Below are 24,597 nucleotides of genomic sequence, written 5' to 3'. Positions count from 1 at the left end.
GAAGTATTCCGGCGGAATCCCCAAAGCCAAAAAACAGAAAAAGTGAAAATGTCTGACTACGGGGGCCTGTTTAACCGCTCTAAAAATAGCTGGAACTTAAAAATAAGTTACGATAATTTTAAATCAGGAACTTCACTTTCCGCCCGGCTAATCTATAAAGGCCGTTATGGTTTTGCCGATAATAATGGCAATGGCATACTGGATGTAAGTTCTGAATATGCCAAAGGTTATGCACTGATTAACCTGTCGGCTTCACAGAAATTAAACAAACATTTAACTATACAGGTGGGCTGTAATGACCTGACCAACTTCACCGATGCTCAACATGCAGCCGGTATTGCAGGAAGGTTGTTTTATGCTTCACTTTTTTATTCACTTTTTTAACATTAATTTTTTTCAACATGAAAAGTAGATTTTTTTTAGCCCTGACTTTAATGACTTTTATTTTTGGTGCCTGCAGCAATAAAAAAGACGACAATTCGGGTAACGGAACGCTGGAAGTAAAAACCGTAAGCAATATTGATGCCAGCGGATTAAACGGACACTATACCTTATTTTCTTTTAAGACAGGAGCAACCGTTTCAATCAGCGATTCAGCTACTGCAAAGTGGGATATAGGTTTTCGCTCTACATCAGTTATTCTGAACAGTGGGATCAGCGGACCCGGGGAAGCAGGAGTAGTTGTCAAAGACGCTCTTTTTGATGCTGTAACAACAGCTGATACAACCGGATATGCTGAAGATAGCAGCACTGGATTTGCCATACCCACCGGATCTGGAAATGGCTGGTATACCTACACCGGTGAAAATCCAACGAATCCACACGTCATTTTACCCATTCCCGGGAAAGTTTTTGTAGTCAGGACTGCTGACAAAAAATATGCAAAGTTTGAAATTCTCAGCTACTATAAAAATGCTCCGGCAAATCCCACTCAAACCGAAACTCCAAGGTACTTTAAAATCAATTACGTTTATCAGTCAAACGGAAGTACAACGATATATTAGTTAGTTTTTGTTTATAAAATCACCTGGCAACAGTTAATATGGCTGCAGTCAGGTGATTTTTATTTGTTTCATGACTTAAAATTCTCTCCCTCCTGATTTCATAATAATATTCTTTGTTTAAAATATTCCTTTATTTTTGCATCAGGAATTACATTAAGTAAATAAATTAAGTATGACACTGATTAAATCCATCTCAGGAATAAGGGGCACAATCGGCGGGAAAGCAGGTGAAGGCCTTAGTCCTATTGACATTGTCAAATTTACTTCTGCCTTTGCTTCATGGACCAGGCAAAACGCAAAAAAGGAGAAAATTAAAGTTGTGGTTGGCCGTGATGCAAGAATTTCGGGCGAAATGGTCGAAAAAATGGTGATTGGTACGCTTATAGGCATGGGAGCTGATGTTGTGCACATTGGGCTGGCTACCACCCCAACCACCGAGATTGCTGTTACCGGCGAAAAGGCAGATGGTGGATTGATCCTCACCGCAAGTCATAATCCCGTACAATGGAATGCCTTGAAGTTGCTTGGTTCTAAAGGTGAATTCCTCTCCGACAAGGAAGGCAAAGAAGTACTGTCGCTTGCTGAAAAACAGGACTTTGATTTTGCAACTGTCGACAAACTCGGTAAAGTAGAACAAAAAGATTATACCCAGATTCATATTCAGAAAGTACTGGATTTACCTTTGGTACATAAGAAGGCAATTAAAAAGGCAAAATTTAAAGTTGTTATCGATTGTGTCAATTCAGTTGGTGGAATTGTTATACCGGAATTGCTAAAACAGCTTGGGGTCAAAAAAATTATTTGCCTGAACTGTGACCCTTCGGGGCATTTTGCTCATAATCCCGAGCCTATCCCTGAAAATCTGAAGGGCATCGCAAAAGTGGCTTCCGAAAATAAGATTGATGTTGGTTTTGTTGTTGATCCTGATGTGGATCGCCTTGCCATTATTAAGGAAGACGGCAGCATGTTCGGAGAAGAATATACTTTGGTTTCTGTAGCCGATTATGTATTGAAAAATCAAAAAGGAAACACTGTTTCAAATCTGTCAAGTACCCGTGCGCTGCGTGATATAACCGAAAATCATGGAGGCCAATATTTCTCTGCTGCAGTTGGCGAAGTCAACGTGGTTACAGCCATGAAAGAGCATAATGCGGTTATTGGCGGTGAAGGCAACGGTGGAGTTATTTATCCAGAAATTCATTATGGCCGGGATGCACTGGTAGGAATTGCTCTTTTCCTTACTCACCTGGCAAAGTCACAAATGACATGTTCCCAGCTCAGGGCAACCTATCCTGAATATTCCATTTCGAAAAACAAGATACAGCTTACTCCCGGAATAGACGTGGATAAGGTATTGGCTGCCATGAAAGAGAAATATAAAGATTATCCTGTTAATGATATCGATGGCGTGAAAATAGAATTTGAAAAGCAATGGGTACACCTTCGCAAATCAAATACTGAACCTATCATTAGGATATATTCGGAAAGTGATACCTTGGAAAAGGCCGATGCACTTGCACATAAAATTATGGATGAAATTCAGGAACTCATTAAATGATCAGGCCAAGATTTTTACAAGCCGGGGATAAAGTTGGAATTGTAGCTCCTGCACGGTGGGTAACTGAAGAAGAACTGGCACCTGCCGTAAAGTTATTTGAATCCTGGGGATTAGAGGTTGTGGCTGGTCCGCATGTACATTCACAGAACAACCAGTTTGCCGGTACCGATGAAGAACGTGCTTCCGACCTGCAAGCTATGCTCGATGACGAAAGTATTGCAGCTATCGTTTGTGCACGGGGGGGATATGGGACAGTCCGGGTGCTTCCTCTTTTAAACTTTGTGAAATTCCTTTCTCATCCCAAATGGATTGTTGGATACAGCGACATCACCGCCTTACATTCGTTGGTCAACCGTAAATATAATGTTGAGACCATCCATGCCCTGATGCCTATTAAGTTTTATGTTGAAGGCAGCATTAATCCTTATGTTAATAGTGTAAAAGAGGTGCTTTTCGGTAAGAATCCGGGGTATGCCTTCAACCCGCATCCTTTAAACCATCAGGGCAGTTGTAAAGGTACACTTTTGGGCGGTAATCTCTCTGTGCTTTACAGTCTTTGCGGAACAGATTATGATATTGATACAAGGGGCAAAATTCTTTTCATCGAAGATTTGGACGAATATCTTTACCATATCGACCGGATGATGATGAATTTCAGACTGGGGCATAAACTGGACCAACTGGCGGGCCTTGTTATCGGAGGAATGAGCGAAATGCATGACAACGCCGTCCCATTTGGCAAGACGGCTGAAGAAATTGTGGCTGATGTGGTAAAAGATTATAAATACCCGGTAGCTTTTGGTTTCCCGGCCGGACATATAGATGATAACCAGGCCATGATTATGGGAAGGGAAGTAAGCCTTGAAGTAAATTCAACCGGATCTGTATTAAGTTTTTAAATTCCTCTGTTAACTGCATGTTTAAAGCAGTTTTTATGAAATTTGCAGGAAAGTTTCTAATAGTACTACAAAAATTTAAAATAATTTGTAAATTGAATTATAAAACAGGCTGAACATCACCTGTTTAAAAAGTACCAGTAGAAAAGCTTAATTCTTTTACAGATGTCTGAAAGTATGGATACGGGCGACAAGGGCGAAGAAATTGCCGCCGCAATGCTGGTAAAAAAAGGCTATAAAATTTTGCACCGCAACTGGCAATATATCCATAAGGAATTGGATATCGTGGCTGCCAAAGACAATATGGTCGTTTTTGTTGAAGTAAAAACGCGGAAAAGCCCTGATTTCGACACGCCAAGCGAAGCAGTTACCCGTAAGAAACAAAGATTTATCGTTGAAGCTGCCAATGCCTATATTTCGAAATACGATATTCAGTATGAGTCCCGCTTTGATATCGTTTCTGTTATTTTTTATGAAAAGTCCTATAGAATTGAACATATTCAGGATGCTTTTTATCCTTCTGTCCGCTAATTCACAGTAAAATGAATATTGAAACACTTAGAGACTATTGTATTTCCAAACCCGGAGTCACAGAATGCTTCCCTTTCGACCAAACCACACTGGTTTTTAAAGTGAAGAACAAAATGTTCCTCCTTACTGATCTCGAACCTCCACTCAGCATTAACATCAAATGCGACCCTGAACTTGCAATTGAACTCAGAGAACAATACCCCTCTGTTTTGCCCGGCTATCACATGAACAAAAAATACTGGAATACCGTAAATATTGATGGAAGCCTTCCTGACAAATTAATCTGCCAATGGATTGACCAATCGTACGATTTGGTTTTGAGAGGCATTCCTAAAAACTACAAATAAATGAGCCGGCTATATTTGTATACTAATCAGCCCAGCCTGACATATTTTTATTATTTTTGTCATTACGGTTTTGTGTAGGCAAACAAAATTCTGTTTTTGCTTTAATTTTTTGCTTAAATTCAGGGATCAAATTGTCTGAAAAAGCAGGAAAATTTATTGAAAAATTATGGAAAGCAAGCTTGTAAGATGCAGTAAATAAGACACATAGACAAAACTGCCGGCTTAAATTTCATCAACATTGAACAATTAACTATTTATATATGAAAGATTCAAAAATAAGACTAGGTATTACCCACGGCGACATCAACGGAATTGGATATGAAGTGATTTTCAAAACCCTGATGGATACAAAAATTCTTGATTTTTGTACCCCTATCATTTACGGTTCGCCCAAAGTAGCCGCTTATCACCGTAAAGCCTTAGATATTGAGAATTTTAGTCTGAACAACATAAAAAATGCCGACGAAGCCAATCCCAGAAGAGTGAACATCCTCAATTGTTCTGACGAAAATATAAGGGTAGAATTAGGCAAATCAACCCAGATGGCGGGTGAAGCTTCAGCCCAGGCCCTCCAGGCTGCTGTACAGGATTTGAAAAACAACAAAATAGATGTTGTTGTAACCTGTCCCATCAATAAATTTAACATTCAGTCTAAAAATTTCTCTTTTCCCGGGCATACCGAGTATCTTCAATCGATGTTTGGAGCAGATGAGGTTTTAATGCTGATGGTCAGTGAATTGCTTAAAGTAGGAGTGGTCACCGGCCATGTTCCCATATCGAAAGTACCTTCCTGCATCACCGAAGAAAATATTTTGAAAAAACTGAATATTCTGAACAACTCGCTAATTGTGGATTTTGCCATTCGCAAACCCAGGATTGCCGTATTGGGATTAAATCCTCATGCTGGCGACCAAGGTGTTATCGGTGATGAAGAGAAACGAATCATTATCCCCGCCATTGAAAAAGCCAAAGAAAGTAATATGGCTGTTTTCGGCCCGTTCCCAGCTGACGGTTTCTTTGGTTCTGGCGATTACAGAAATTTTGACGCCATTCTGGCCATGTACCACGATCAGGGTTTAATTGCTTTCAAGTCCCTTACTTTCGAAGATGGAGTAAATTATACTGCCGGTTTGCCCATTATCCGGACATCGCCTGCGCACGGAACTGCCTACGATATAGCCGGCAAAAACGAAGCATCATTCCTTTCGTTTAGTCATGCATTATACCTGGCTTGCGATATCTTCAATAATCGTCATCGTTATAAGGAACTTACCGGTAATCCTATGAAAGACTATGATATCTCTAATATTTAATCCGGTTTTCTTTGAAAATTATCGAGAAACATCAGATCTTCAATAAATTTTTAAAAGAAAATTTCAATCCGGGGTTAAAATTTAGATTTTCTATTTTTTTGTATCTTAGTCAGGATTAATTAACATGAATAATATCATAGATGTACGAATTTATTGAGGGAAACCTGATTGAATTAAATCCTGCGTTCGCTGTTATTCAAACAGGTGGAATTGCATATTTCATAAATATTTCTCTTTCGACCTACGCTCAACTTGAGGAACAAAAAGCCGCAAGGTTATACCTTCATCAGGTAGTTCGTGAAGATGCCATACTTTTGTATGGTTTCTCAGATAAAAAAGAAAGGGAAATATTCCGGTTGTTGATTTCAGTATCAGGGATAGGTGCAAACACTGCACGCATGATACTTTCGTCACTTTCAACCTCCGAAATTCAGAATGCAATTGCCAGCGAAAATGTAAACCTGATTAAAAGCGTTAAGGGTATCGGATTAAAAACAGCCCAAAGGGTCATTATTGATTTGAAAGATAAATTAGGCAAAGATTTTAAATTTGGAGAGAAAGTACAGACTCACAACAATACAATAAAGGAAGAATCGTTATCTGCTATGGTGATGTTGGGTTTTGCAAAAAATGTGGCTGAAAAGGCTTTAGATAAAATCCTTTCTGAAAATAATAATCTGACAGTAGAAGAGTTAATTAAAAAAGCTCTTAAAATCTTATAGCGAAATCTTTTCTACATTTGAACAGGAATTTACTAAAATATTTAGTTATTGTTGCAGTTTGTGCTATTTTGGGATTAGTACTTACCAAAGCAGTGGCATCTGAACACCCCTTTAATCCAATTACTCAAAGATTTGCACAGGATACTACGCGTTCCGATACAACCAAAAAGGCCAAAGCAGGTAAATTACCTTATCCCTTTAAGGATCAGGAGAATATTTCAGCTCCTGAACGGAATGCTTCCCCGCTTTATCTGAAAGACCCTTCCAACGTTAAACCTGTGGTGGAGTATCTCCCGGGTTTCAACGAATACCTCATCGAAAAAAAAATGGGCAAGTTGGATTACCGTTTGCCCAGTTCAATGAGTGCAAAGGAATACCAGGATTACCAGTTTAAACAAAGCCTGCGTAATTATTGGCACGAAAAGGCTGCAGGGAATACCGCATCTCAATCATTTCTTCCGAAAATAAACCTGGGTGGCGAAGCATTAGATAATATTTTCGGTTCCAATGTGATCAATATTGTTCCACAGGGTAACGCTGAACTTATTTTCGGAATTAAAACGAACAAAACTGATAATCCCTTTATCCAGGAAAACCTCAGAAGAACCACCACCTTTGATTTTCAACAGAAAATACAAATGAATGTGAACGGTTCCATTGGCGATAAAGTCAAATTGGGTTTTAATTATAACACCGAGGCTACCTTTGATTTCGAAAACAAAACAAAACTGGAATATTCGGGCAAGGAAGATGAAATCTTAAAAAAAGTGGAAGCTGGAAATGTCACACTCCCGCTTTCAGGGACCTTAATCACCGGAAGCCAGAGCTTATTTGGCCTGAAGACAGAAATGCAATTTGGGAAACTGACGGTTACAACGGTGTTGTCGCAGCAAAAAGGACAGACCACTCAGATTCAGACCAAGGGAGGGGCTCAAACCAATACCTTTTCAATTTCTGCAGATCAATATGAGGCCAACCGGCATTTTTTCCTTTCCGAATACTTTCGCAATCATTACAATGAAGCATTAAAAAATCCCAATGCTATTGATTCCAAAACCCACATAACCCGGATAGAAGTTTGGGTTACCAATAAAACAGCTATTTATACCAATTCCAGGCATATAGCTGCTTTTGTCGATTTGGGCGAGCCTGATGTTTACAATAAGGTTCCGGAATTTGCTAAAGTTCCAGAAGCTGGCGAATATCCTCGAAATGGGGCCAATAATATGTACAAAACCATTACCGATTCAACCCGTTACCAGATCAGAAAAATCGAACAGGTTTATTCTTCCCTTGAGCCCCTTTCTTCCTACAATTTTATTTCCGGACAGGATTACGAAAAAATTGAAAATGCCAGGAAATTATCGTCTTCCGAATATGAAGTAAATACCAATTTAGGATATATTTCTTTAAATTCTGCACTAAATACCGACGAAGTGCTCGCTGTGGCTTATGAGTACGAAGTGGATGGGAAAACTTATAAAGTAGGAGAATTATCTACGGATGTTGCAGCTCCTAACGTATTGGCCTTGAAACTGATAAAAGGCACCAACCTGACTCCGCTTTTTAAACCCACCTGGAATTTGATGATGAAAAATATTTACTCACTGGGTGCATACCAGGTGAACAGTAAAAATTTTCAACTTAATGTTCTTTATCAGGATGATCAGACCGGTCAATCTGTAAACTATATTTCGGCAGGTAAAATAAAAGGGCATATCTTATTGAAAGTGCTTGGCCTTGATAAACTGAATTCTCAGGGAGATCCTTATCCTGACGGTGCATTCGACTTTGTAGACGGAGTTACTATCAAAGCATCCAGCGGAAGGGTCATTTTTCCTGTCCTTGAACCTTTTGGTTCAGTTTTAGGGGATAGCATCACAGGTGGCTCGCCAGGTTCCTGGAGGAACGATCCTATTGCAAAAAAATATGTCTTTCAGGAACTTTACGATTCAACGCTAACCAAAGCCAAGCTGTTGACTGAAAAAGACAAATTCAAACTTACCGGGAGTTATCAGGCTTCATCCAGTTCGGAGATCAACCTGAATGCCATGAATATACCTCAGGGTTCGGTAACTGTAACTGCAGGAGGGGTCAAGCTTACAGAAGGCATTGATTATACCGTTGATTATACCCTTGGAAGGGTGAAAATTATTAACCAGGGATTAATATCCTCGGGAACTTCCATAAATGTTTCGCTGGAGAACAATGCCCTTTTCAGTATTCAGACCAAGACATTGCTGGGGACCCACCTGGATTATAAGGTATCGGACAATTTCAAGCTGGGGGCGACCCTGCTCTATTTGAACGAAAAACCATTGACCCAGAAAGTCAACATTGGTGAGGAACCCATATCAAATACCATGTGGGGGCTCACCGGTTCCTACAATACCCAGTCGCAATTCCTTACTACCCTGATTGATAAATTGCCCCTTATTCAAACAAAAGAAACATCAGCGATTAATCTGGAGGCCGAATTTGCGCAGCTTATTCCCGGGCACAATAAAGCCATTGGACAAAGCGGAACTTCCTATATCGACGATTTTGAAAGCAGCGAGACCTCAATTGACCTTAAATCATTAAGCTCATGGTTTCTGGCAAGCACGCCTCAAAAACAAAATTTCATGTTCCCCGAAGGATCCCTGAATAACGACCTTAAATATGGAATGAACCGTGCACGGGTTGCCTGGTATAACATTGACCCTTTATTCCTGAATAACTCATCATCGACCCCGGCAAATATCAAGAATAATCCTGACTTCCAGTCAGATCCGTTTGTGGCCCAGGTTTATGAAAATCAACTTTTTCCAAATAAAGAATACGCAAATAACATTCCTCCTTTGCTTTCCATCTTGAATTTGGCCTTTTATCCCACTGAAAAAGGGCCCTACAATTTCGATGTCAAAGGCGAAAATGGTATATCTGCCGGAATAGATCAGAATGGGAATTTGCTTAAGCCACAAACCCGGTGGGGCGGTATTATGCGATCTATTCCTACGGTAGACTTTGAATCGGCCAACATACAGTTTATCGAATTCTGGATGATGAACCCCTTCATAGAAGATTCTGTCAACAACAGCGGACAACTCTATTTTAATCTGGGTGATATTTCCGAGGATATTTTAAGGGATTCCAGAAAATCGTTCGAAAACGGGCTGCCTACAAGTGGAGATTCTTCACAATATGTTGATAACAGCAGCGTATGGGGAAGAGTACCTAAATTTCAGAGTGTTGTCAATGCTTTCAACAACGATGAATCAACCCGTAAATACCAAGATGTAGGTTTGGACGGAATCAGCGATGGGGATGAAGATACAAAATTTTCGGGTTATATTGATGCCATCCGTAAGGCTTTCCCAAACTCAAAAGCTTTGCAGGATGCTCTTAAGGATCCCTCAAATGATGATTTCCATTATTTCAAAGGCAGCGATTACGACCAGGAAAATCTGGGTATACTTGAAAGGTATAAAAAATACAACAATACAGAAGGAAATTCATCCGGTACCCAGGATATATCCACTACCATTCCCGATGGGGAAGATATCAACAACGACAATACCATGAATGAAAGCGAAAACTACTTTCAGTACAAGGTTGATCTTGAACCCAACTCTTTGAAAATTGGCGAAAATTATGTTGTGGATTACCGGGATGCAGTAATGGAATTTCCCAATCATACCAAAAAGAATGTACGCTGGTACCAATTCCGTATTCCTATTGAAGAAGGTCAACCTATAGGGAATATTCAGAATTTCGAATCCATTCGTTTCATGCGTATGTTCCTCAAAGGATTTCAAAAACCAATTGTACTCCGCTTTGCAACCCTCAATCTGGTAAGGGGCGAATGGTACAAATATACCCTTCCCTTAAACTCTGTCACCTCGGGCCTGACCTCACCCCAGACTGAAGACGGGACATTTGATATTTCCGCGGTTAATATTGAAGAAAACGCTGACAAAACGCCTGTTAATTATGTATTGCCTCCGGGGATTGACCGTGTTATTGATCCGACCAGCCAACAGGTTACCCAGCTTAATGAGCAGGCAATGGTTTTGAAAGTTCATAATTTGCAGGACGGGGATGCTCGCGGAGCATATAAAACCTGCAGCCTGAACCTCCTTCAATATAAAAAATTGAAGATGTTTGTCCATGCCGAAGCGCTTAACAATGAAATACTTAAAGATAACGATTTGACCGTTTTTATACAGCTGGGTACGGATAACAGCAATAATTACTATGAATATGAAGTTCCGGTGAAGGTCACCCCTTATGGAAGATACAACAACAATAGCGAAAGTGCCAGACGTATTGTATGGCCCTTGGAAAATGAAATGGATATCAGTCTGGACATTTTTACAAAAGCCAAACTGGCCAGGAACAATGCCAAAGTAGCGACAACTACGCCTTATCTATATTCTGATGGGAAAAATACCGTAAGAATTTGTGGGAACCCGACTTTAAGCAATGTCCGTACCATCCTGATCGGTATCAGGAATCCTAAAGAAACCAATGGCAATGGGGTGACACACTCTGGCGAAATATGGGTCAACGAATTAAGGCTCACCGATTTTAAAGAAAATGGGGGATGGGCGGCTAATGCAAGGGCAACAACCAAGCTGGCTGACCTGGGAACTGTTACTTTATCCGGCTTGATCAGCCAGCCGGGTTTTGGAAGTATTGATCAGAATGAAAGTTCCAGAAGCCAGGAACAACATGTTCAATACAATATTTCTTCAAATCTTGAATTGGGTAAATTTTTCCCTCAAAAAGCAAAGGTGTCTATACCGGTTTATATCGGATATTCTCAATCCGTGATCAATCCAAAATATAACCCTATGGATCCGGACATCCCTTTAAACGTGGCATTGGACAATGCAAAGAATAGACATGAAAGAGATTCCATCAAACATATTTCACAGGATTATACCACTCAAAAGAGCATCAATTTCACCAATGTGAAAGTTGATAAAACCAGTGTGAAACCGAAGTTCTATGACCCCGGCAATTTTTCTGCAACATATTCATATACTCAAACTTATGCGAGGAATATCAATACCGAATATGATATTGTAAAAGAACATTTAGGTATTTTGAGCTACAATTATAATACCCAGCCTAAAAATTTTAGTCCATTTAGCAAGGTAAAGTTTCTCAATGCACCTATTTTCAGGCTGATTAAAGATTTTAACTTTAACTATACCCCTTCAAGGGTTTCTGTCAGAACCGACATAACCCGGGATTATGAAATAACCAAATTAAGAAACATAGATAATCCCCTTCTGAAAATTGATTCCACAGTAAATAAAAGTTTTCTGTGGAACCGTTATTACACGTTGAAATTCGACCTCACCCGTTCGCTGACCCTTGATTTTTCTGCAACAAATCTGGCCAGAATAGACGAACCCCTTGGAGCTGTCGATTCTCACGACCGGCTTAGGTATCAGGAGTGGAAAGATTCGGTATGGCGCAATATTAAACAGTTTGGTCGAACCACTCAATATCACCATGATATTGCCGTAGGTTATACTTTGCCCATCAATAAGATCCCTCTATTTAACTGGGTTTCCGTAACAGCCCGTTACGGAGGGAGCTATGAATGGGATGTAGGGAAAGTTGTTGTGGATCATAACCTGGGGAATACCATTCAAAACAATAATCAAAGCCAGCTAAACGCTCAGTTGAGCTTGTTGAGCCTCTATAATAAGGTAGGTTTTCTGAAAAAAATCAACCAATATAATCCCAAGGCGGTCAAAAAACGAACTAAAAAGGTGAACTATGAAAAAGATGGAATCTTTCTTACCGCCAAGATGCCGCGAAGGATTATACATAACCTGGCCACTGAAAATGTCAAGGTGAAAATGTATACCAGTGATGGGAAAGAAATAAAAGGGAAGGTTGATATCGTAAACGGGAATAAAATATCTTTTGTATCCGACAGCTCCTATAAGAATGTCAAAGTAAAAATTGAGGGGGAGGTTGAATTGACCGACAGCCCGTTTGCCATGATGGCCCGCAGTCTGGCTAAAGCATTAATGGGAGTTAAAAATGTTTCGGCTTCCTACACGCAACAGGAAGGTACTTATCTGCCTGGATACCTGCCTAATTCAAAACTTTTTGGATCACAACAAACTTCTGCCGGACTTGCTCCCGGTTTGCCTTTTATTTTAGGCGTTCAGGATAAGGATTTTGCATACAACGCGGGGAACGAATACCGCTGGTTGACAACTGATACCCTCCTGAATGTCCCCTATACCATGACGCACACCGACAATCTCAATGTCCGTACTACTTTTGAACCTTTTGACGGGTTCAGGATAGACCTCAATGCTTTTAGAAGCTACACGGAAAATAAAAGCGAATACTTCAGTTATGATGAGGATGGATTTTATAAAAACAGCAAAGGGGAATATATTTTCTCGGGGAAGCAGGTGAACGGTAACTTTTCAATGTCTTATATTACCTTAGGGACAGCTTTTGAAAAACAAAAACAAAAAGATCAGTATTATTCAAACATATTTCATAAGTTTAAAGAATACAGGATGATCATTGCCAAACGGCTTGAATTCCAGAACCAGGGGACCGTTACAACTGACAGTATCTTTCCCAAAGGTTATGGATCAACATCCCAGCAAGTATTGATACCTGCATTTTTGGCTGCTTACAGTAATAAAAGCCCTGAAAGGATTAGCCTTAGCTCAATGCCTTCGGTTTTAAGCATGATGCCCAACTGGAGTTTCACCTACGATGGTTTGTCGAAACTCAGCATTTTGCAAAATCTGGTCCGTACCGTAAGCCTGCGGCATGCCTACCGGTCAACTTATAATGTGGGATCGTTCACTTCAAATTCGGATTTTGGGATAGATGCTGCCGGGAAAAGTACCATAGATGCTCAGGGCAATTATATTCCCCAATATGATATTGCGTCGGTTTCAATAACTGAGATGTTTAGCCCGCTTCTCAGCGTGGATATGACATGGAAAAACAACCTGATGACCAATGTGGAATTCAAACGTACCCGTAACCTTAATATGAGTTTCGCAAACAACCAGCTTACTGAAACCCGCAGCAATGAATATGTTGTTGGCGCAGGATATCGTTTCAATCAGGTACAGTTGATTTTTAAGTCAGCCAGCGGGCAGAAAGCAATAAAAAGTGACCTGGTACTCAATGCTGATTTTTCGTTACGGCAGGATATCGCGATTATTCGTAAGATGGAGGAGAATCTTGATGAAGCCACTTCAGGCCAACAATCATTGGGGTTAAAATTTTCGGCCAATTATGCACTCAGCAATAACCTCACCCTGCAATTCTATTACGAGTACAATCAGAATAAGCCTTATGTATCAGAAACTTACCCGACTTCAAATTCAAATATTGGATTCAGTATTAAATTCTCCCTCACGCAATAAATAAATTTAAAGAAGCCCTTAAATGATGTTTCTTAAAAAATAGTATTTTTGAATAATTTTTAAGATTATTAACAATAAAAAATAATATTTATGAATTTACCTCAAGATTTAAAATTTACAAAAGACCATGAATGGCTTAGAGTTGAAGGGAATACCGGCATAGTAGGCATCACTGATTTTGCTCAGGGCGAATTGGGCGATGTGGTTTATGTTGAAATTGAAACAAAGGGAGAAACCCTTAAAAAAGGCGAATCCTTTGGAACAGTCGAAGCCGTTAAGACGGTATCAGACCTTTACATGCCTGTTTCAGGCCAGGTATTGGAAGTAAATGAAGCCCTTGAATCTACTCCTGAAGCAGTAAATAAAGATCCTTACGGAGAAGGTTGGATGATCAAGATTTCTATTGAAAATCCTGAAGAAACTAAGGAACTGTTAAGTGCAGATGATTATCAGAAATTAATCGCCAAATAAGAAAAATAAACCCAAGTAATAAGAAGTTAGCTTCTTATTACTTTAGTTTCTTTTTAATTTCAATTTCCCTGTAACCTTCAATCACATCTCCTACTTTAATGTCGTTGAAATTAACGATATTAAGACCGCAATCCTGTCCACTGACCACTTCTTTGGCATCATCCTTAAACCGTTTCAGTGATCCAAGAGCACCGGAGTGTACAACAATTCCGTCGCGGATAATCCTGACCTTTGTACTTCTTGTAATTTTGCCTTCTTTTACCATACAACCGGCAACGGTTCCAACCTTGGTAATATTGAATACCTCTTTGACATCGAGGGTAGCTGCAATTTCTTCTTTGATTTCAGGCGAAAGCATACCTTCCATAGCATCTTTCAGGTCGTTGATGGCATCGTAAATGATGGAATAAAGCCGGATATCAATTTCTTCTTTTTCAGCTATCTTTTTGGCACTAAATGAAGGCCTTACCTGGAAACCAATGATAATTGCATTGGAAGCAGCTGCCAGCAGAACATCCGATTCTGAAATTTGTCCAACAGCTTTATGGATGACATTAATCTGAATTTCCGGTGTGGAAAGTTTGATTAATGAATCACTCAAAGCTTCTACTGAACCATCTACATCACCCTTAACAATAACATTGATTTCTTTGAAATTGCCTATTGCTATACGGCGGCCAATTTCATCCAATGTGATATGTTTTTGGGTCCTGAGTCCCTGTTCACGTTGCAACAGATTTCGACGGTTAGCAATTTCCTTTGCTTCCTTGAACGAATCCATCACGTTAAATTTGTCACCTGCCTGAGGTGCACCGTCCAAACCAAGTACCAATGCCGGAGTTGATGGCCCTGCTTCTTCAATACGGTTATTCCTTTCATTATACATGGCTTTGACATGGCCTGTATAATTTCCGGCAAGTAAGACATCACCGACTTTCAATGTTCCAGCCGCAACCAGAACGGTTGATGTATAACCACGCCCTTTATCCAGTGCAGATTCAATAATAGTACCAATAGCTTTCTTGGTAGGATCAGCTTTTAAGTCAAGTAATTCGGCTTCAAGCAATACTTTGTCAAGCAAAACGTCGACATTTAATCCTGTTTTGGCTGAAATTTCCTGTGACTGATATTTACCGCCCCAATCTTCGACCAGCAGGTTCATATTGGCCAGTTCTTCCTTAATCCGGTCCGGATTGGATTCGGGTTTATCAACCTTATTGATGGCAAAAACAATAGGAACGCCGGCAGCCTGTGCGTGATTGATGGCTTCAACCGTCTGAGGCATTACCCCATCGTCGGCAGCGACAACAATAATCGCTATATCGGTGGCCTGTGCACCACGGGCTCGCATGGCAGTAAAAGCTTCATGACCCGGGGTATCCAGGAAGGTGATGTGCCTGCCATCCTTTAATACCACACTGTACGCACCTATATGTTGGGTAATACCACCGGCCTCACCTGCAACAACATTTGCTCTTCTTATATAATCCAGCAATTTGGTCTTTCCATGGTCGACATGTCCCATGACAGTGACAATAGGAGGCCTGCTTTGAATTTTATCTGTATTATCTTCTTCTTCCTTGATGGCTTCCTGAACATCCACACTGATGAATTCGACTTTATAATTGAACTCGTCTGCAACCAAAGCCATTGTCTCTGCATCCAACCGCTGATTGATGGAAACGAACAGACCCAGATTCATACAGGTAGCGATTACTTCATTCACCGGAACATTCATCATTGTAGCCAATTCATTTACAGAGACGAATTCGGTTACCTTAATGGTGTTCTTATCTTTCTCTATCTTTGCAAGTTCTTCCTGCTGCTTGACATTCACCGCATCACGCTTTTCCTTACGGTGTTTCGAACCTTTTGATTTGGTGTGGGTAGTAAGCCTTGCAAGAGTATCTTTAATCTGCTTCTGTACCTCTTCTTCCGTGATTTCAGCTCTGAGTGGACGACGTTTTTTCTTCAATGGCAAACGCTGTTTACTTTCATGATTTCCTCCATTGGAAGTATTAACCGCCCCTACCTGTTGTTTGGGGTGTATCTTTTTGTCAGCATTCGGAAGGGTTACATTTTTCCCTTGGTCCTTGCGTATTCTCTTTCTCTTTCTCTTTTTATGATCAAACTCACCATTGGATGAAGCAACGGGTTTCTTCTTGTCGAAATCAGGTAAATCAATCTTCCCGACAACTGTAGGCCCGGTAAGCTTCTGAACATCTGATTTTATAAAATCTTTTTCATAGGGCCTGTGGTGTTGAACTTCTTCAACAGGTTTGGCAGTTCCATGTTCGGGTCTTGAGGGAGAAGACTGTACTTTTTCTTCACCAGCAAACTGTTCAGATTTCTTTTTAGCCCTTTCTTCTCTGATTTTTGCCAGGAATTTTTCATGTTTTTCTTTTTCGAGGCGTCGTTCTTCATCCCTTTGCTTTCTGGTCTTTTTGGCAGGCCTTGTTCTCTGGTTAATTGAAGATAAATCTATATGACCGACAACTTTAATTTCATTTTCTTTTTCTTTTTCCTCAGCAACCGGTACTTCAGGAATAATTTCAGGTGCCTTTTTTTCTGTTTCAATATTTAAAACGGCTTGTGTTGGTTCCACTTTGGGTTTTTCAATGGTTATGTTTTTCTCTTCTTGAATTTTTGAAGGTTCAGGGGCGGCAGGTTTGACAATAGGTTTTGCTTTCTCAACAGGAGCTTTCTCGACAGGAGCTTTTTCAACAGGAGTTTCCACCACAGCTTCTTTTTTAACTTCCTGGGTACTTTCCTTAACAGATTCTTTCGAAGTTTCGCTTACGACCGGTTTTACTTTTTCTTGTTCTTTAGGAGTAGGAATTGCTTCGGTTTCTTGTTTTTCAACATGTTTGGGCTGGAGTTTAGACAAATCAATTTTGCCTACAACTTTCAAGTCAGTATCCAATTCAATTTTATCGGGCTCAAATAGTTCTTCCTTCACTTTCGGATGCACAATATGATCCTTAATGAGGACTTCTTCTGCTTCTTCCGGTTCTTCTTCGGGTTGAGCACTTTCGATGTCGTCAATAGAAATAGTTTCCTTTTTCTCATGTAAAATCCGGTAACTAAGTTTTTCCGATTCCTTTTTTACATTCGCTTCAGAACTGTATTCTTTAACGATATCATCATAGAACTCCGGTGGAACCTTAGAATTCGGGTTAGGATCAATGCTAAGTCCTTTCTTTTTGAGAAAATCGACAATAGTAGAAATCCCTACATTAAATTCCCTTGCTATCTTACTCAATCTTGTTGCTTTGGTATCTGACATATTTCACCCTTCACAATTATTTAAATTAGAACCTGCTAATTTATTAAAAATCTATTATTCAAATTCGGCTTTTAAAATTTTTATTACTTCCTTGATGGTTTCTTCCTCCAGGTCAGTACGTTTAATTAATTCTTCCATAGGAATATTCAAAACGCTTTTAGCTGTGTCACAGCCAATTGACTTAAGTTGATCAAGTATCCATCCTTCAATTTCATCGGAAAATTCATCAAGGTTTACATCTTCCTCATCTTCGTTTTCATCTTCCCTGTATACATCAATATTATAACCGGTCAGCTGGCTAGCAAGTTTTATATTCAATCCGCCTTTCCCAATAGCCAGTGAAACTTCGCTGGGTTTTAAATAAACATCCGCTTTCTTTTCAGCTTCATTGATCTTGATTGAACCAATCTTGGCCGGATTCAATGCCCTGGTTATAAATAACTGAATATTGTTGGTATAATTGATTACATCAATATTTTCGTTTCTCAACTCTCTTACAATACCATGGATACGGCTTCCTTTCATACCTACACAGGCTCCAACAGGGTCTATCCGCTCATCATAGGATTCGACAGCTACTTTGGCCCTTTCACCGGGAACACGGACAATCTTCTTGAGAAGAATTAATCCGTCGAAAATTTCAGGAACTTCGAGCTCAAACAAACGTTCCAGGAAAACCGGCGAAGTTCTTGAAAGAATAATAAAAGGATTATTATTGCGCATCTCTACTTTAAGGACAATGGCCCGGACTGAATCCCCCTTATGAAAATAATCAGAAGGAATCTGTTCGGTTTTAGGCATTAAAAGCTCATTTCCTTCGTCATCAAGAACAAGAATCTCTTTTTTCCAAACCTGGTACACTTCCCCGGTAACGATTTCCCCTATTTTGTCTTTGTATTTTAGGTATATATTATTTTTTTCCAGCTCAAGAATCCTGGAAGTAAGATTCTGTCGCAGGGCTAAAATAGACCTACGGCCAAAATCAGCCAGTTTAACCTCATCAGTAACTTCTTCGCCTACTTCGTAATCGGCATCAATCTTTTTGGCTTCAGATAAAGTTATTTCGAAATTGGGGTCCTCCAGATTTTCATCTTCAACAACTTTACGGTTTCTCCATATTTCAAAATCCCCTTTGTCAATGTTTATAATCACATCAAAATTTTCGTCACTTCCGTATTTCTTCAGCAATAATCCTCTGAATACATCCTCAAGAACACTCATCATGGTGGTACGATCAATATTCTTCAGTTCTTTAAACTCTGCAAAAGTGTCGATTAAATTTAAGTTTTCCATATCGATGGTGTATTTTGACTTTATTAAAACGAAATTACAGCTTTAGTTGATTTAACCAAAGGAAGTGCAATGATTTCCTGCGATACCTGAACCTGTTTTTTCTTCTTCCCTTCAACTTTAACCCTTGCGGTTACCTCCAGCGTCAAAGAATCGCCAGAAAAGGATAATAAAATTCCTTTTTCTTTTGTCCCGTCGGTTTTTAAAACTTCAACTTCCTGACCAAGATACTTTTTATATTGTTCCAGTACTTTAAAAGGAAATCCTAAACCTGCCGAAGCTACCTTTATTTCAAAATCCTCAACTTCACGGTTTAACTTGCTATCCAACTCTGTGTTTAGGGCAGCACAATGATCCAATGTAACCGGTTTATACCCATCAAGCACAACAAATATTTCATTGCTTTCGCTTACACTTGTTTCCACAATAAACAATCCTTCAAATATTTCATTTGAAGAAAGTATCTGCTTTACCTGACTTTCAACTAGTTCTCTGCTTATCATAAATTTTAGACAACAAAATAGGGGACTTTTGTCCCCTATCTTCTTAATTAAACGCAAAGGTAAATATAAAAATTTATTTTGCCAAATTATTATTGAGTTGAAAATAAGTGAATTTCACAATTTTAAATTTTCATCCATCCTTTTCAACTTTTCCCTGGACAAATAAACTTTTTGCAGGGTATTTTAATAAATAATGTATTTGAAGTCAATAAAATGATGTTTACATTGCTCATTTGGGTATTTTTGTAAGAAAAAGTTCCCAGGTGAAAAATTCAAACATCCACAAGCGAAAAATTATCAACGATCCTATTTATGGATTGATCAATATGCCTTCAGAGATTATGTTCGATCTGATAGAACATCCTTACTTCCAGCGTCTTAGAAGGATAAAACAACTGGGTATGACCAATTTCGTGTACCCGGCTGCCAATCATACCCGTTTTCAGCATGCTATAGGTGCCACCCATCTCATGCAGCAGGCAATTGATGTTATTCGTTCCAAAGGCCACGAAATTACTGAACAGGAAAGCGAAGCAGTTTCCATTGCCATTCTTTTACATGATATTGGGCATGGCCCGTTTTCACATTGCCTGGAAAATAATATTATTAAAGATATTACCCACGAATATATTTCTGCCTTGTTTATGAGGGAGCTTAACCGTCAATTTGAGGGCAGGCTGTCAATGGCTCTTGAAATTTTCTTTAACCATTACAGCAAAAGATTTTTATATCAACTGGTTTCTAGTCAGCTGGATATGGACAGGCTGGATTACTTAAACCGCGACAGCTTTTTTACCGGGGTTACCGAAGGAGTGATCGGTTCCGACCGTATCATTAAGATGCTTGATGTGGTCAACGATCAGCTGGTGGTAGAGGCCAAAGGTATTTATTCCATTGAAAAATTTCTGATCGCCAGACGACTGATGTATTGGCAGGTTTATCTCCATAAAACAGTTGTGTCGGCCGATCAGCTTTTAACGAAAATTCTTAAACGGGCAAAAGAACTTGCAAACAGCGGCGTGGATTTATTTGCCAGTCCTGCCCTTAAATTTTTCCTGTTCAACCAGATTGACAAAAAGAAACTGGAAGAGCAACCTGCAGGTTTGGATACCCAATTTATTCTCGAGAAATTCAGTCAGCTGGATGATTATGATATCATGCAATCCATTAAAGTTTGGACTCAGCATAGCGACCCTATCTTATCTAAATTATCAGACAACCTTATTAACAGGCATTTATTTAAAATTGAAATGAGCAAAACTCCTTTCAATGTTGAAAAAATAAAGGAACTGAAAGAAAAGCTCGAAGAACGTTTCCAGTTCAGCCCAAAAGAAGCCGGATATTTCGTGTTTTCTGATTCCATATCCAATAATGCCTATAGTTTTACCGATGACCGGATTTCCATAAAGCTTAATTCAGGAGAAATTGTGGATATATCAAAAGCCTCTGACATGCTAAATGTTTCAGTACTTTCGAAAGAGGAAAAGAAATATTTTCTATGCTATCCGAAACAATTTTAAACCATTGTAAAAATTATTTATAGTTTTGTGCCAAATTTTTAAATTATGGAATTTACTGCAAAAATTATAGCTGACTTTTTAAAAGGAGAAATAGAAGGAAACCCCGATGTGATCGTCACCGGTTTATCAAAAATTGAAGAGGGGAAAAAGGGAACTCTTTCTTTTCTGGCCAATCCTAAATATGAAAAGTATATTTACACTACGCAGGCTTCTATTGTTCTGGTAAACAAAACTTTTGTCCCCCAGGAAAAAGTAAATGCCACCATGATCAAAGTTGAAGATTCTTATCAGTGTATTGCTTCCCTGCTTGACCTTTATGTACAAAGTATTCCCGAAAAAATTGGTATAGATAAACTCTCATTTATTGATCCTACAGCAAAGACCGGTACCGATGTTTACGTTGGTGCATTTGCCTTTCTGGGTGAAAATGTCAAAATAGGCAACCATGTTAAAATATATCCTCAGGTTTATTTAGGCGACAACGTGGTGGTTGAGGATAATTCCATTCTTTATGCCGGAGTGAAAGTTTATCAGGACTGCCATATTGGTAAGGATTGTATCATTCATTCGGGTGCAGTCATTGGTGCCGACGGTTTTGGATTCGCTCCTTCAGCAAACAATGATTATAAAAAGATCCCACAGGTTGGAAATGTTGAAATTGAGGATCATGTCGAAATCGGGGCAAATACCTGTATAGACCGTTCGACAATGGGATCCACCTTTGTCCGCAAAGGGGTTAAACTCGACAATTTGATTCAGATAGCCCATAATGTTGAAGTTGGTGAAAATACAGTAATAGCCTCTCAAACGGGTATAGCAGGTTCAACCAAGATAGGGAAAGACTGCATGTTTGGCGGTCAGGTTGGAATTGCCGGACATATCTTCATTGGCGATGGAGTAAAGATTGGAGCACAGTCCGGAATCGGAAGTTCCATTAAGGACAATGAAGTACTGCTTGGCACACCAGCTATGGATATTAAAAAATTCCAGAAATCTTTTATTTATTTCCGGAAATTCCCGGAGATCGTTAAACAAATGTATGATTTACAAAAAGAAGTAGAGGAATTGAAATCCAAATTGGGTTAAATAGCATATGCATCTAATTGTTACAAACCTTTTTTTTTATAACTTGCACGCTTTATTTTAGAGATATTGGTTTAAAGAAATTATGATAGACAAACAAAGAACAATTAAAAATCCGGTAGTTTTAAAAGGAAAAGGATTACATTCAGGATTAAATTCCGAGATGAAATTTTTGCCTGCTCCTGAAAATCACGGGATTGTATTTAAAAGAGTCGATTTAGAAGGACAGCCTTTGGTTCATGCATTAGTTGAAAATGTCACAGATACTTCCAGAGGTACCACATTGGCCGAAGGCGAAGTTAAAGTTTCCACTATCGAACATACCGTCTCAGCCCTTTCCGGCTTGGGAATTGACAATTGTTTAATCGAAATTAATGCCCCCGAAGCTCCTATTTTAGATGGCAGCTCCCGCCTGATCGTTGAAGCTCTTCACAAAGCTGAAATAGTTGAACAAAATGCCAGCAGAAAATATCTGACTTTAAAGGAAAAGTTCGTTTATAAAGACGAATCAAAAGGGATAGAAATTGTTGCATATCCTGACGACCATTTGAGCCTGGATGTAATGATCAATTATGATTCTCGGGTATTGGGCAATCAATTTGCCAAACTGAATTCAATCCATGATTACGAAACAGAAGTAGCCAATTGCCGTACTTTTGTTTTCCTTCATGAAATAGAATTTCTAGCCAACAACAACCTGATTAAAGGAGGCGATTTGGACAATGCCATCGTCATTATGGATAAGGATATGTCGCAGGAAGAATTGGACCATTTGGCCGATTTATTTAATAAACCTCATGTACATGCTAAATCCAATGGCATTCTAAATAATATTGACCTGCATTTTAATAATGAACCTGCACGTCATAAGCTTCTCGACCTGATTGGCGACTTATCGTTGATTGGCGAACCCCTGAAAGCAAAAATCGTTGCTACCCGCCCGGGTCATCATGCCAATACTGAATTTGCCAAAATTCTCCGTTCACACCTGAAAAGAGAACATATTAAACCCCAGGCTCCTGTTTACGATCCAAACAAAGAACCTGTCCTTAATATAAATGATATTAAAAAACTTTTACCACACCGTCCTCCTTTCCTGTTAGTGGATAAAATCATCGAAATGGACGAACAATCCATTGTGGGTTTGAAGAACATTACCATGGATGAACCATTTTTTGTCGGGCATTTTCCTGAAGCTCCTGTCATGCCGGGAGTATTGATGGTTGAAGCTACGGCACAGGTTGGCGGAATATTGGTATTAAATTCAGTACCCGATCCGGAAAATTACCTTACTTATTTCATGAAAATGGATAAGGTGAAGTTTAAAAGAAAAGTCTTTCCCGGCGATACCCTGCTTATTTCAGCCCATTTAATTGCTCCGATAAAAAGAGGAATTGTCCAGATGGATGCCAAGGTATTTGTAGGCGAGAACGTGGTGATGGAAGGTGAATTTATGGCTCAAATAACAAAAAATAAATAAAGACAGAAGACATGACGCAGTCATTAGCTTATGTGCATCCCGAAGCTAAAATCGGACAAAATGTAATTATAGAACCTTTTGCATACGTGGCAAAAGATGTTGAAATAGGTGACGGGACCTGGATAGGTCCTCATGCCGTAATATTTGACGGCGCAAAAATTGGTAAAAATTGCCGCATATTTCCCGGAGCTGTTATTGCCGGTATTCCCCAGGATTTAAAATTTGTTGGTGAAAAAACCACGGCCGAAATAGGTGATAATACTACAATACGGGAATGTGTAACGGTTAGCCGGGGTACCAAAGCCGTCGGGAAAACCGTGGTGGGAAGCAATTGCCTGATCATGGCTTATTCTCATGTTGCCCATGATTGTGTGGTTGGAGATCATGTAATTATGTCGAATGGTTCATTTATTGCCGGTGAAGTAACCCTGGGTGATTGGGCTATCCTCAGTGGCGGAGTTATGGTTCATCAGTTTGTACATGTGGGCTCCCATGTTTTTATTTCTGGCGGATCCCTGGTTCATAAAGATGTCCCTCCATTTGTTATGGCAGCCCGTGAACCCTTATCATACGTCGGGATTAATGTTGTCGGACTGCGGCGCAGAGGATTTACCCCAGAACAAATCAACCTCATCCAGGATGTCTACCGTTTCCTCTATCAATCGAGCATGAACAATTCAGATGCCCTGAAAGCAATCGAAGAACAGATCGCTCCTTCTCAGTACCGTGATGAAATTATTGACTTTGTCAGGAATTCCAGCCGGGGTATTATGAGAGGATTTAAAAGCAGCAACAATAGCAGTGACAGCGGCGATATCTAAGCTTTAATCATTGCAAGCATCATCTTGAACTTTTTCACGGCTTTCACCTCATGAGGGGTGTTGGCCGGAATGATGATGAATTCCCCGGTTTGCAACAGATTTTTTACTCCTCCAATTATTATTTCTGCACTACCGTCAATTACCTGCACAAAAGCGTCAAAGGGGGCACTGTGCTCGCTCAGGCCTTCGTCTTTATCAAAAGCAAATAAAGTAATGTTCCCTGCCGGGGATTTGATAACCTGCTTGCTGACAATACTTTTATCCACATATTCAACTGCAGCACTCAACTGATATGCTTTTGCTTTTTCGACCGGACTATTTTCCATTTTCTTCAATTTTAAATTTTCTATAAGAACAAACCGG

18 protein-coding genes are annotated in these 24,597 nt (G+C 39.6%); 14 read left to right on the top strand and 4 right to left on the bottom strand.

Features of this window, described 5'->3' with window-relative positions; genetic code table 11:
• From Q8907_01950 to gcvH, 10 genes are all read left to right on the top strand, one after another.
• Positions 1-384, top strand: a 384-nt coding sequence (locus tag Q8907_01950) for a TonB-dependent receptor (protein MDP4273020.1), incomplete at its 5' end; no start/stop codon positions are given.
• A 17-nt stretch (positions 385-401) separates the two neighbouring features.
• Positions 402-1,004 carry an HmuY family protein gene (locus Q8907_01945; GenBank protein ID MDP4273019.1) on the top strand — a complete coding sequence of 201 codons (603 nt, stop codon included), beginning with the start codon at positions 402-404 and terminating at the stop codon, positions 1,002-1,004.
• 172 nt (positions 1,005-1,176) lie between these two features.
• Positions 1,177-2,562 (top strand): phosphoglucosamine mutase, encoded by a 1,386-nt coding sequence (gene glmM, locus Q8907_01940; protein ID MDP4273018.1) that lies wholly within the window; start codon positions 1,177-1,179, stop codon positions 2,560-2,562.
• Complete coding sequence (locus Q8907_01935; GenBank protein MDP4273017.1) at positions 2,559-3,461, top strand: LD-carboxypeptidase; 903 nt, start codon at positions 2,559-2,561, stop codon at positions 3,459-3,461. The genes glmM and Q8907_01935 overlap by 4 nt, the downstream gene beginning before the upstream one ends.
• Positions 3,462-3,623: 162 nt before the next feature.
• The gene (locus tag Q8907_01930; GenBank protein MDP4273016.1) at positions 3,624-3,989 is read left to right on the top strand and encodes a YraN family protein; all 366 of its coding nucleotides are present in this window, start codon (positions 3,624-3,626) and stop codon (positions 3,987-3,989) included.
• 11 nt (positions 3,990-4,000) lie between these two features.
• Positions 4,001-4,336: an MmcQ/YjbR family DNA-binding protein gene (locus Q8907_01925; GenBank protein MDP4273015.1), complete on the top strand. Its 336-nt coding sequence runs from the start codon at positions 4,001-4,003 to the stop codon at positions 4,334-4,336.
• Positions 4,337-4,596: 260 nt separating this feature from the next.
• Positions 4,597-5,649 carry a 4-hydroxythreonine-4-phosphate dehydrogenase PdxA gene (gene pdxA, locus Q8907_01920; protein ID MDP4273014.1) on the top strand — a complete coding sequence of 351 codons (1,053 nt, stop codon included), beginning with the start codon at positions 4,597-4,599 and terminating at the stop codon, positions 5,647-5,649.
• Positions 5,650-5,789: 140 nt separating this feature from the next.
• Positions 5,790-6,371: a Holliday junction branch migration protein RuvA gene (gene ruvA, locus Q8907_01915; GenBank protein MDP4273013.1), complete on the top strand. Its 582-nt coding sequence runs from the start codon at positions 5,790-5,792 to the stop codon at positions 6,369-6,371.
• Positions 6,372-6,388: 17 nt separating this feature from the next.
• The gene (gene sprA / locus Q8907_01910) at positions 6,389-13,780 is read left to right on the top strand and encodes a cell surface protein SprA (GenBank protein MDP4273012.1); all 7,392 of its coding nucleotides are present in this window, start codon (positions 6,389-6,391) and stop codon (positions 13,778-13,780) included.
• A 90-nt stretch (positions 13,781-13,870) separates the two neighbouring features.
• Positions 13,871-14,251, top strand: a complete 381-nt coding sequence (gene gcvH / locus Q8907_01905; GenBank protein MDP4273011.1) for a glycine cleavage system protein GcvH — start codon at positions 13,871-13,873, stop codon at positions 14,249-14,251.
• Positions 14,252-14,288: 37 nt separating this feature from the next.
• On the opposite strand, the gene infB is transcribed toward gcvH, so the two are convergent.
• Genes infB through rimP form a run of 3 tightly spaced genes read right to left on the bottom strand, consistent with a single transcriptional unit; the run spans position 14,289 to position 19,330 of the window.
• A complete protein-coding gene (infB, locus tag Q8907_01900; GenBank protein ID MDP4273010.1) occupies positions 14,289-17,537 on the bottom strand; it encodes a translation initiation factor IF-2 in 3,249 nt (1,082 codons plus the stop codon).
• A 54-nt stretch (positions 17,538-17,591) separates the two neighbouring features.
• The gene (gene nusA, locus Q8907_01895) at positions 17,592-18,830 is read right to left on the bottom strand and encodes a transcription termination factor NusA (GenBank protein MDP4273009.1); all 1,239 of its coding nucleotides are present in this window, start codon (positions 18,828-18,830) and stop codon (positions 17,592-17,594) included.
• A gap of 23 nt (positions 18,831-18,853) precedes the next feature.
• Positions 18,854-19,330 (bottom strand): ribosome assembly cofactor RimP, encoded by a 477-nt coding sequence (gene rimP, locus Q8907_01890; GenBank protein ID MDP4273008.1) that lies wholly within the window; start codon positions 19,328-19,330, stop codon positions 18,854-18,856.
• A 278-nt stretch (positions 19,331-19,608) separates the two neighbouring features.
• On the opposite strand from rimP, the gene Q8907_01885 reads away from it, so the two are divergent.
• The 4 genes from Q8907_01885 to lpxA all read left to right on the top strand — a co-directional run bounded on the left by Q8907_01885 (position 19,609) and on the right by lpxA (position 24,234).
• Positions 19,609-20,850 carry an HD domain-containing protein gene (locus Q8907_01885; GenBank protein MDP4273007.1) on the top strand — a complete coding sequence of 414 codons (1,242 nt, stop codon included), beginning with the start codon at positions 19,609-19,611 and terminating at the stop codon, positions 20,848-20,850.
• Positions 20,851-20,895: 45 nt separating this feature from the next.
• Positions 20,896-21,936 (top strand): UDP-3-O-(3-hydroxymyristoyl)glucosamine N-acyltransferase, encoded by a 1,041-nt coding sequence (gene lpxD, locus Q8907_01880; protein ID MDP4273006.1) that lies wholly within the window; start codon positions 20,896-20,898, stop codon positions 21,934-21,936.
• 85 nt (positions 21,937-22,021) lie between these two features.
• Entirely contained in the window at positions 22,022-23,413 is a 1,392-nt protein-coding gene (locus Q8907_01875) for a bifunctional UDP-3-O-[3-hydroxymyristoyl] N-acetylglucosamine deacetylase/3-hydroxyacyl-ACP dehydratase (protein MDP4273005.1), read from the top strand.
• Between the two features lie 11 nt (positions 23,414-23,424).
• Entirely contained in the window at positions 23,425-24,234 is an 810-nt protein-coding gene (lpxA, locus tag Q8907_01870) for an acyl-ACP--UDP-N-acetylglucosamine O-acyltransferase (GenBank protein ID MDP4273004.1), read from the top strand.
• Here lpxA and Q8907_01865 read toward each other — a convergent pair.
• Positions 24,231-24,560, bottom strand: coding sequence for a cupin domain-containing protein (locus Q8907_01865; protein MDP4273003.1), 330 nt, complete (start codon positions 24,558-24,560; stop codon positions 24,231-24,233). The two genes, lpxA and Q8907_01865, sit on opposite strands and share 4 nt — an antisense overlap.
• Positions 24,561-24,597: the final 37 nt, after the last annotated feature.

The sequence above is a fragment of the Bacteroidota bacterium genome (assembly GCA_030706565.1).
Taxonomy (GTDB): Bacteria; Bacteroidota; Bacteroidia; order Bacteroidales; family JAUZOH01; genus JAUZOH01.
The sequence above is the reverse complement of the archived record's forward strand: the minus strand, read 5'-3'. Positions and strand labels throughout refer to the sequence as shown.

Bases quoted from the DNA above. Each gene is read 5' to 3' on its own strand.
- Q8907_01945 (MDP4273019.1), top strand. From the start codon at position 402: ATGAAAAGTAGATTTTTTTTAGCCCTGACTTTAATGACTTTTATTTTT.
- glmM (MDP4273018.1), top strand. From the start codon at position 1,177: ATGACACTGATTAAATCCATCTCAGGAATAAGGGGCACAATCGGCGGG.
- Q8907_01935 (MDP4273017.1), top strand. From the start codon at position 2,559: ATGATCAGGCCAAGATTTTTACAAGCCGGGGATAAAGTTGGAATTGTA.
- Q8907_01930 (MDP4273016.1), top strand. From the start codon at position 3,624: ATGTCTGAAAGTATGGATACGGGCGACAAGGGCGAAGAAATTGCCGCC.
- Q8907_01925 (MDP4273015.1), top strand. From the start codon at position 4,001: ATGAATATTGAAACACTTAGAGACTATTGTATTTCCAAACCCGGAGTC.
- pdxA (MDP4273014.1), top strand. From the start codon at position 4,597: ATGAAAGATTCAAAAATAAGACTAGGTATTACCCACGGCGACATCAAC.
- ruvA (MDP4273013.1), top strand. From the start codon at position 5,790: ATGTACGAATTTATTGAGGGAAACCTGATTGAATTAAATCCTGCGTTC.
- gcvH (MDP4273011.1), top strand. From the start codon at position 13,871: ATGAATTTACCTCAAGATTTAAAATTTACAAAAGACCATGAATGGCTT.
- infB (MDP4273010.1), bottom strand. From the start codon at position 17,537: ATGTCAGATACCAAAGCAACAAGATTGAGTAAGATAGCAAGGGAATTT.
- nusA (MDP4273009.1), bottom strand. From the start codon at position 18,830: ATGGAAAACTTAAATTTAATCGACACTTTTGCAGAGTTTAAAGAACTG.
- rimP (MDP4273008.1), bottom strand. From the start codon at position 19,330: ATGATAAGCAGAGAACTAGTTGAAAGTCAGGTAAAGCAGATACTTTCT.
- lpxD (MDP4273006.1), top strand. From the start codon at position 20,896: ATGGAATTTACTGCAAAAATTATAGCTGACTTTTTAAAAGGAGAAATA.
- lpxA (MDP4273004.1), top strand. From the start codon at position 23,425: ATGACGCAGTCATTAGCTTATGTGCATCCCGAAGCTAAAATCGGACAA.
- Q8907_01865 (MDP4273003.1), bottom strand. From the start codon at position 24,560: ATGGAAAATAGTCCGGTCGAAAAAGCAAAAGCATATCAGTTGAGTGCT.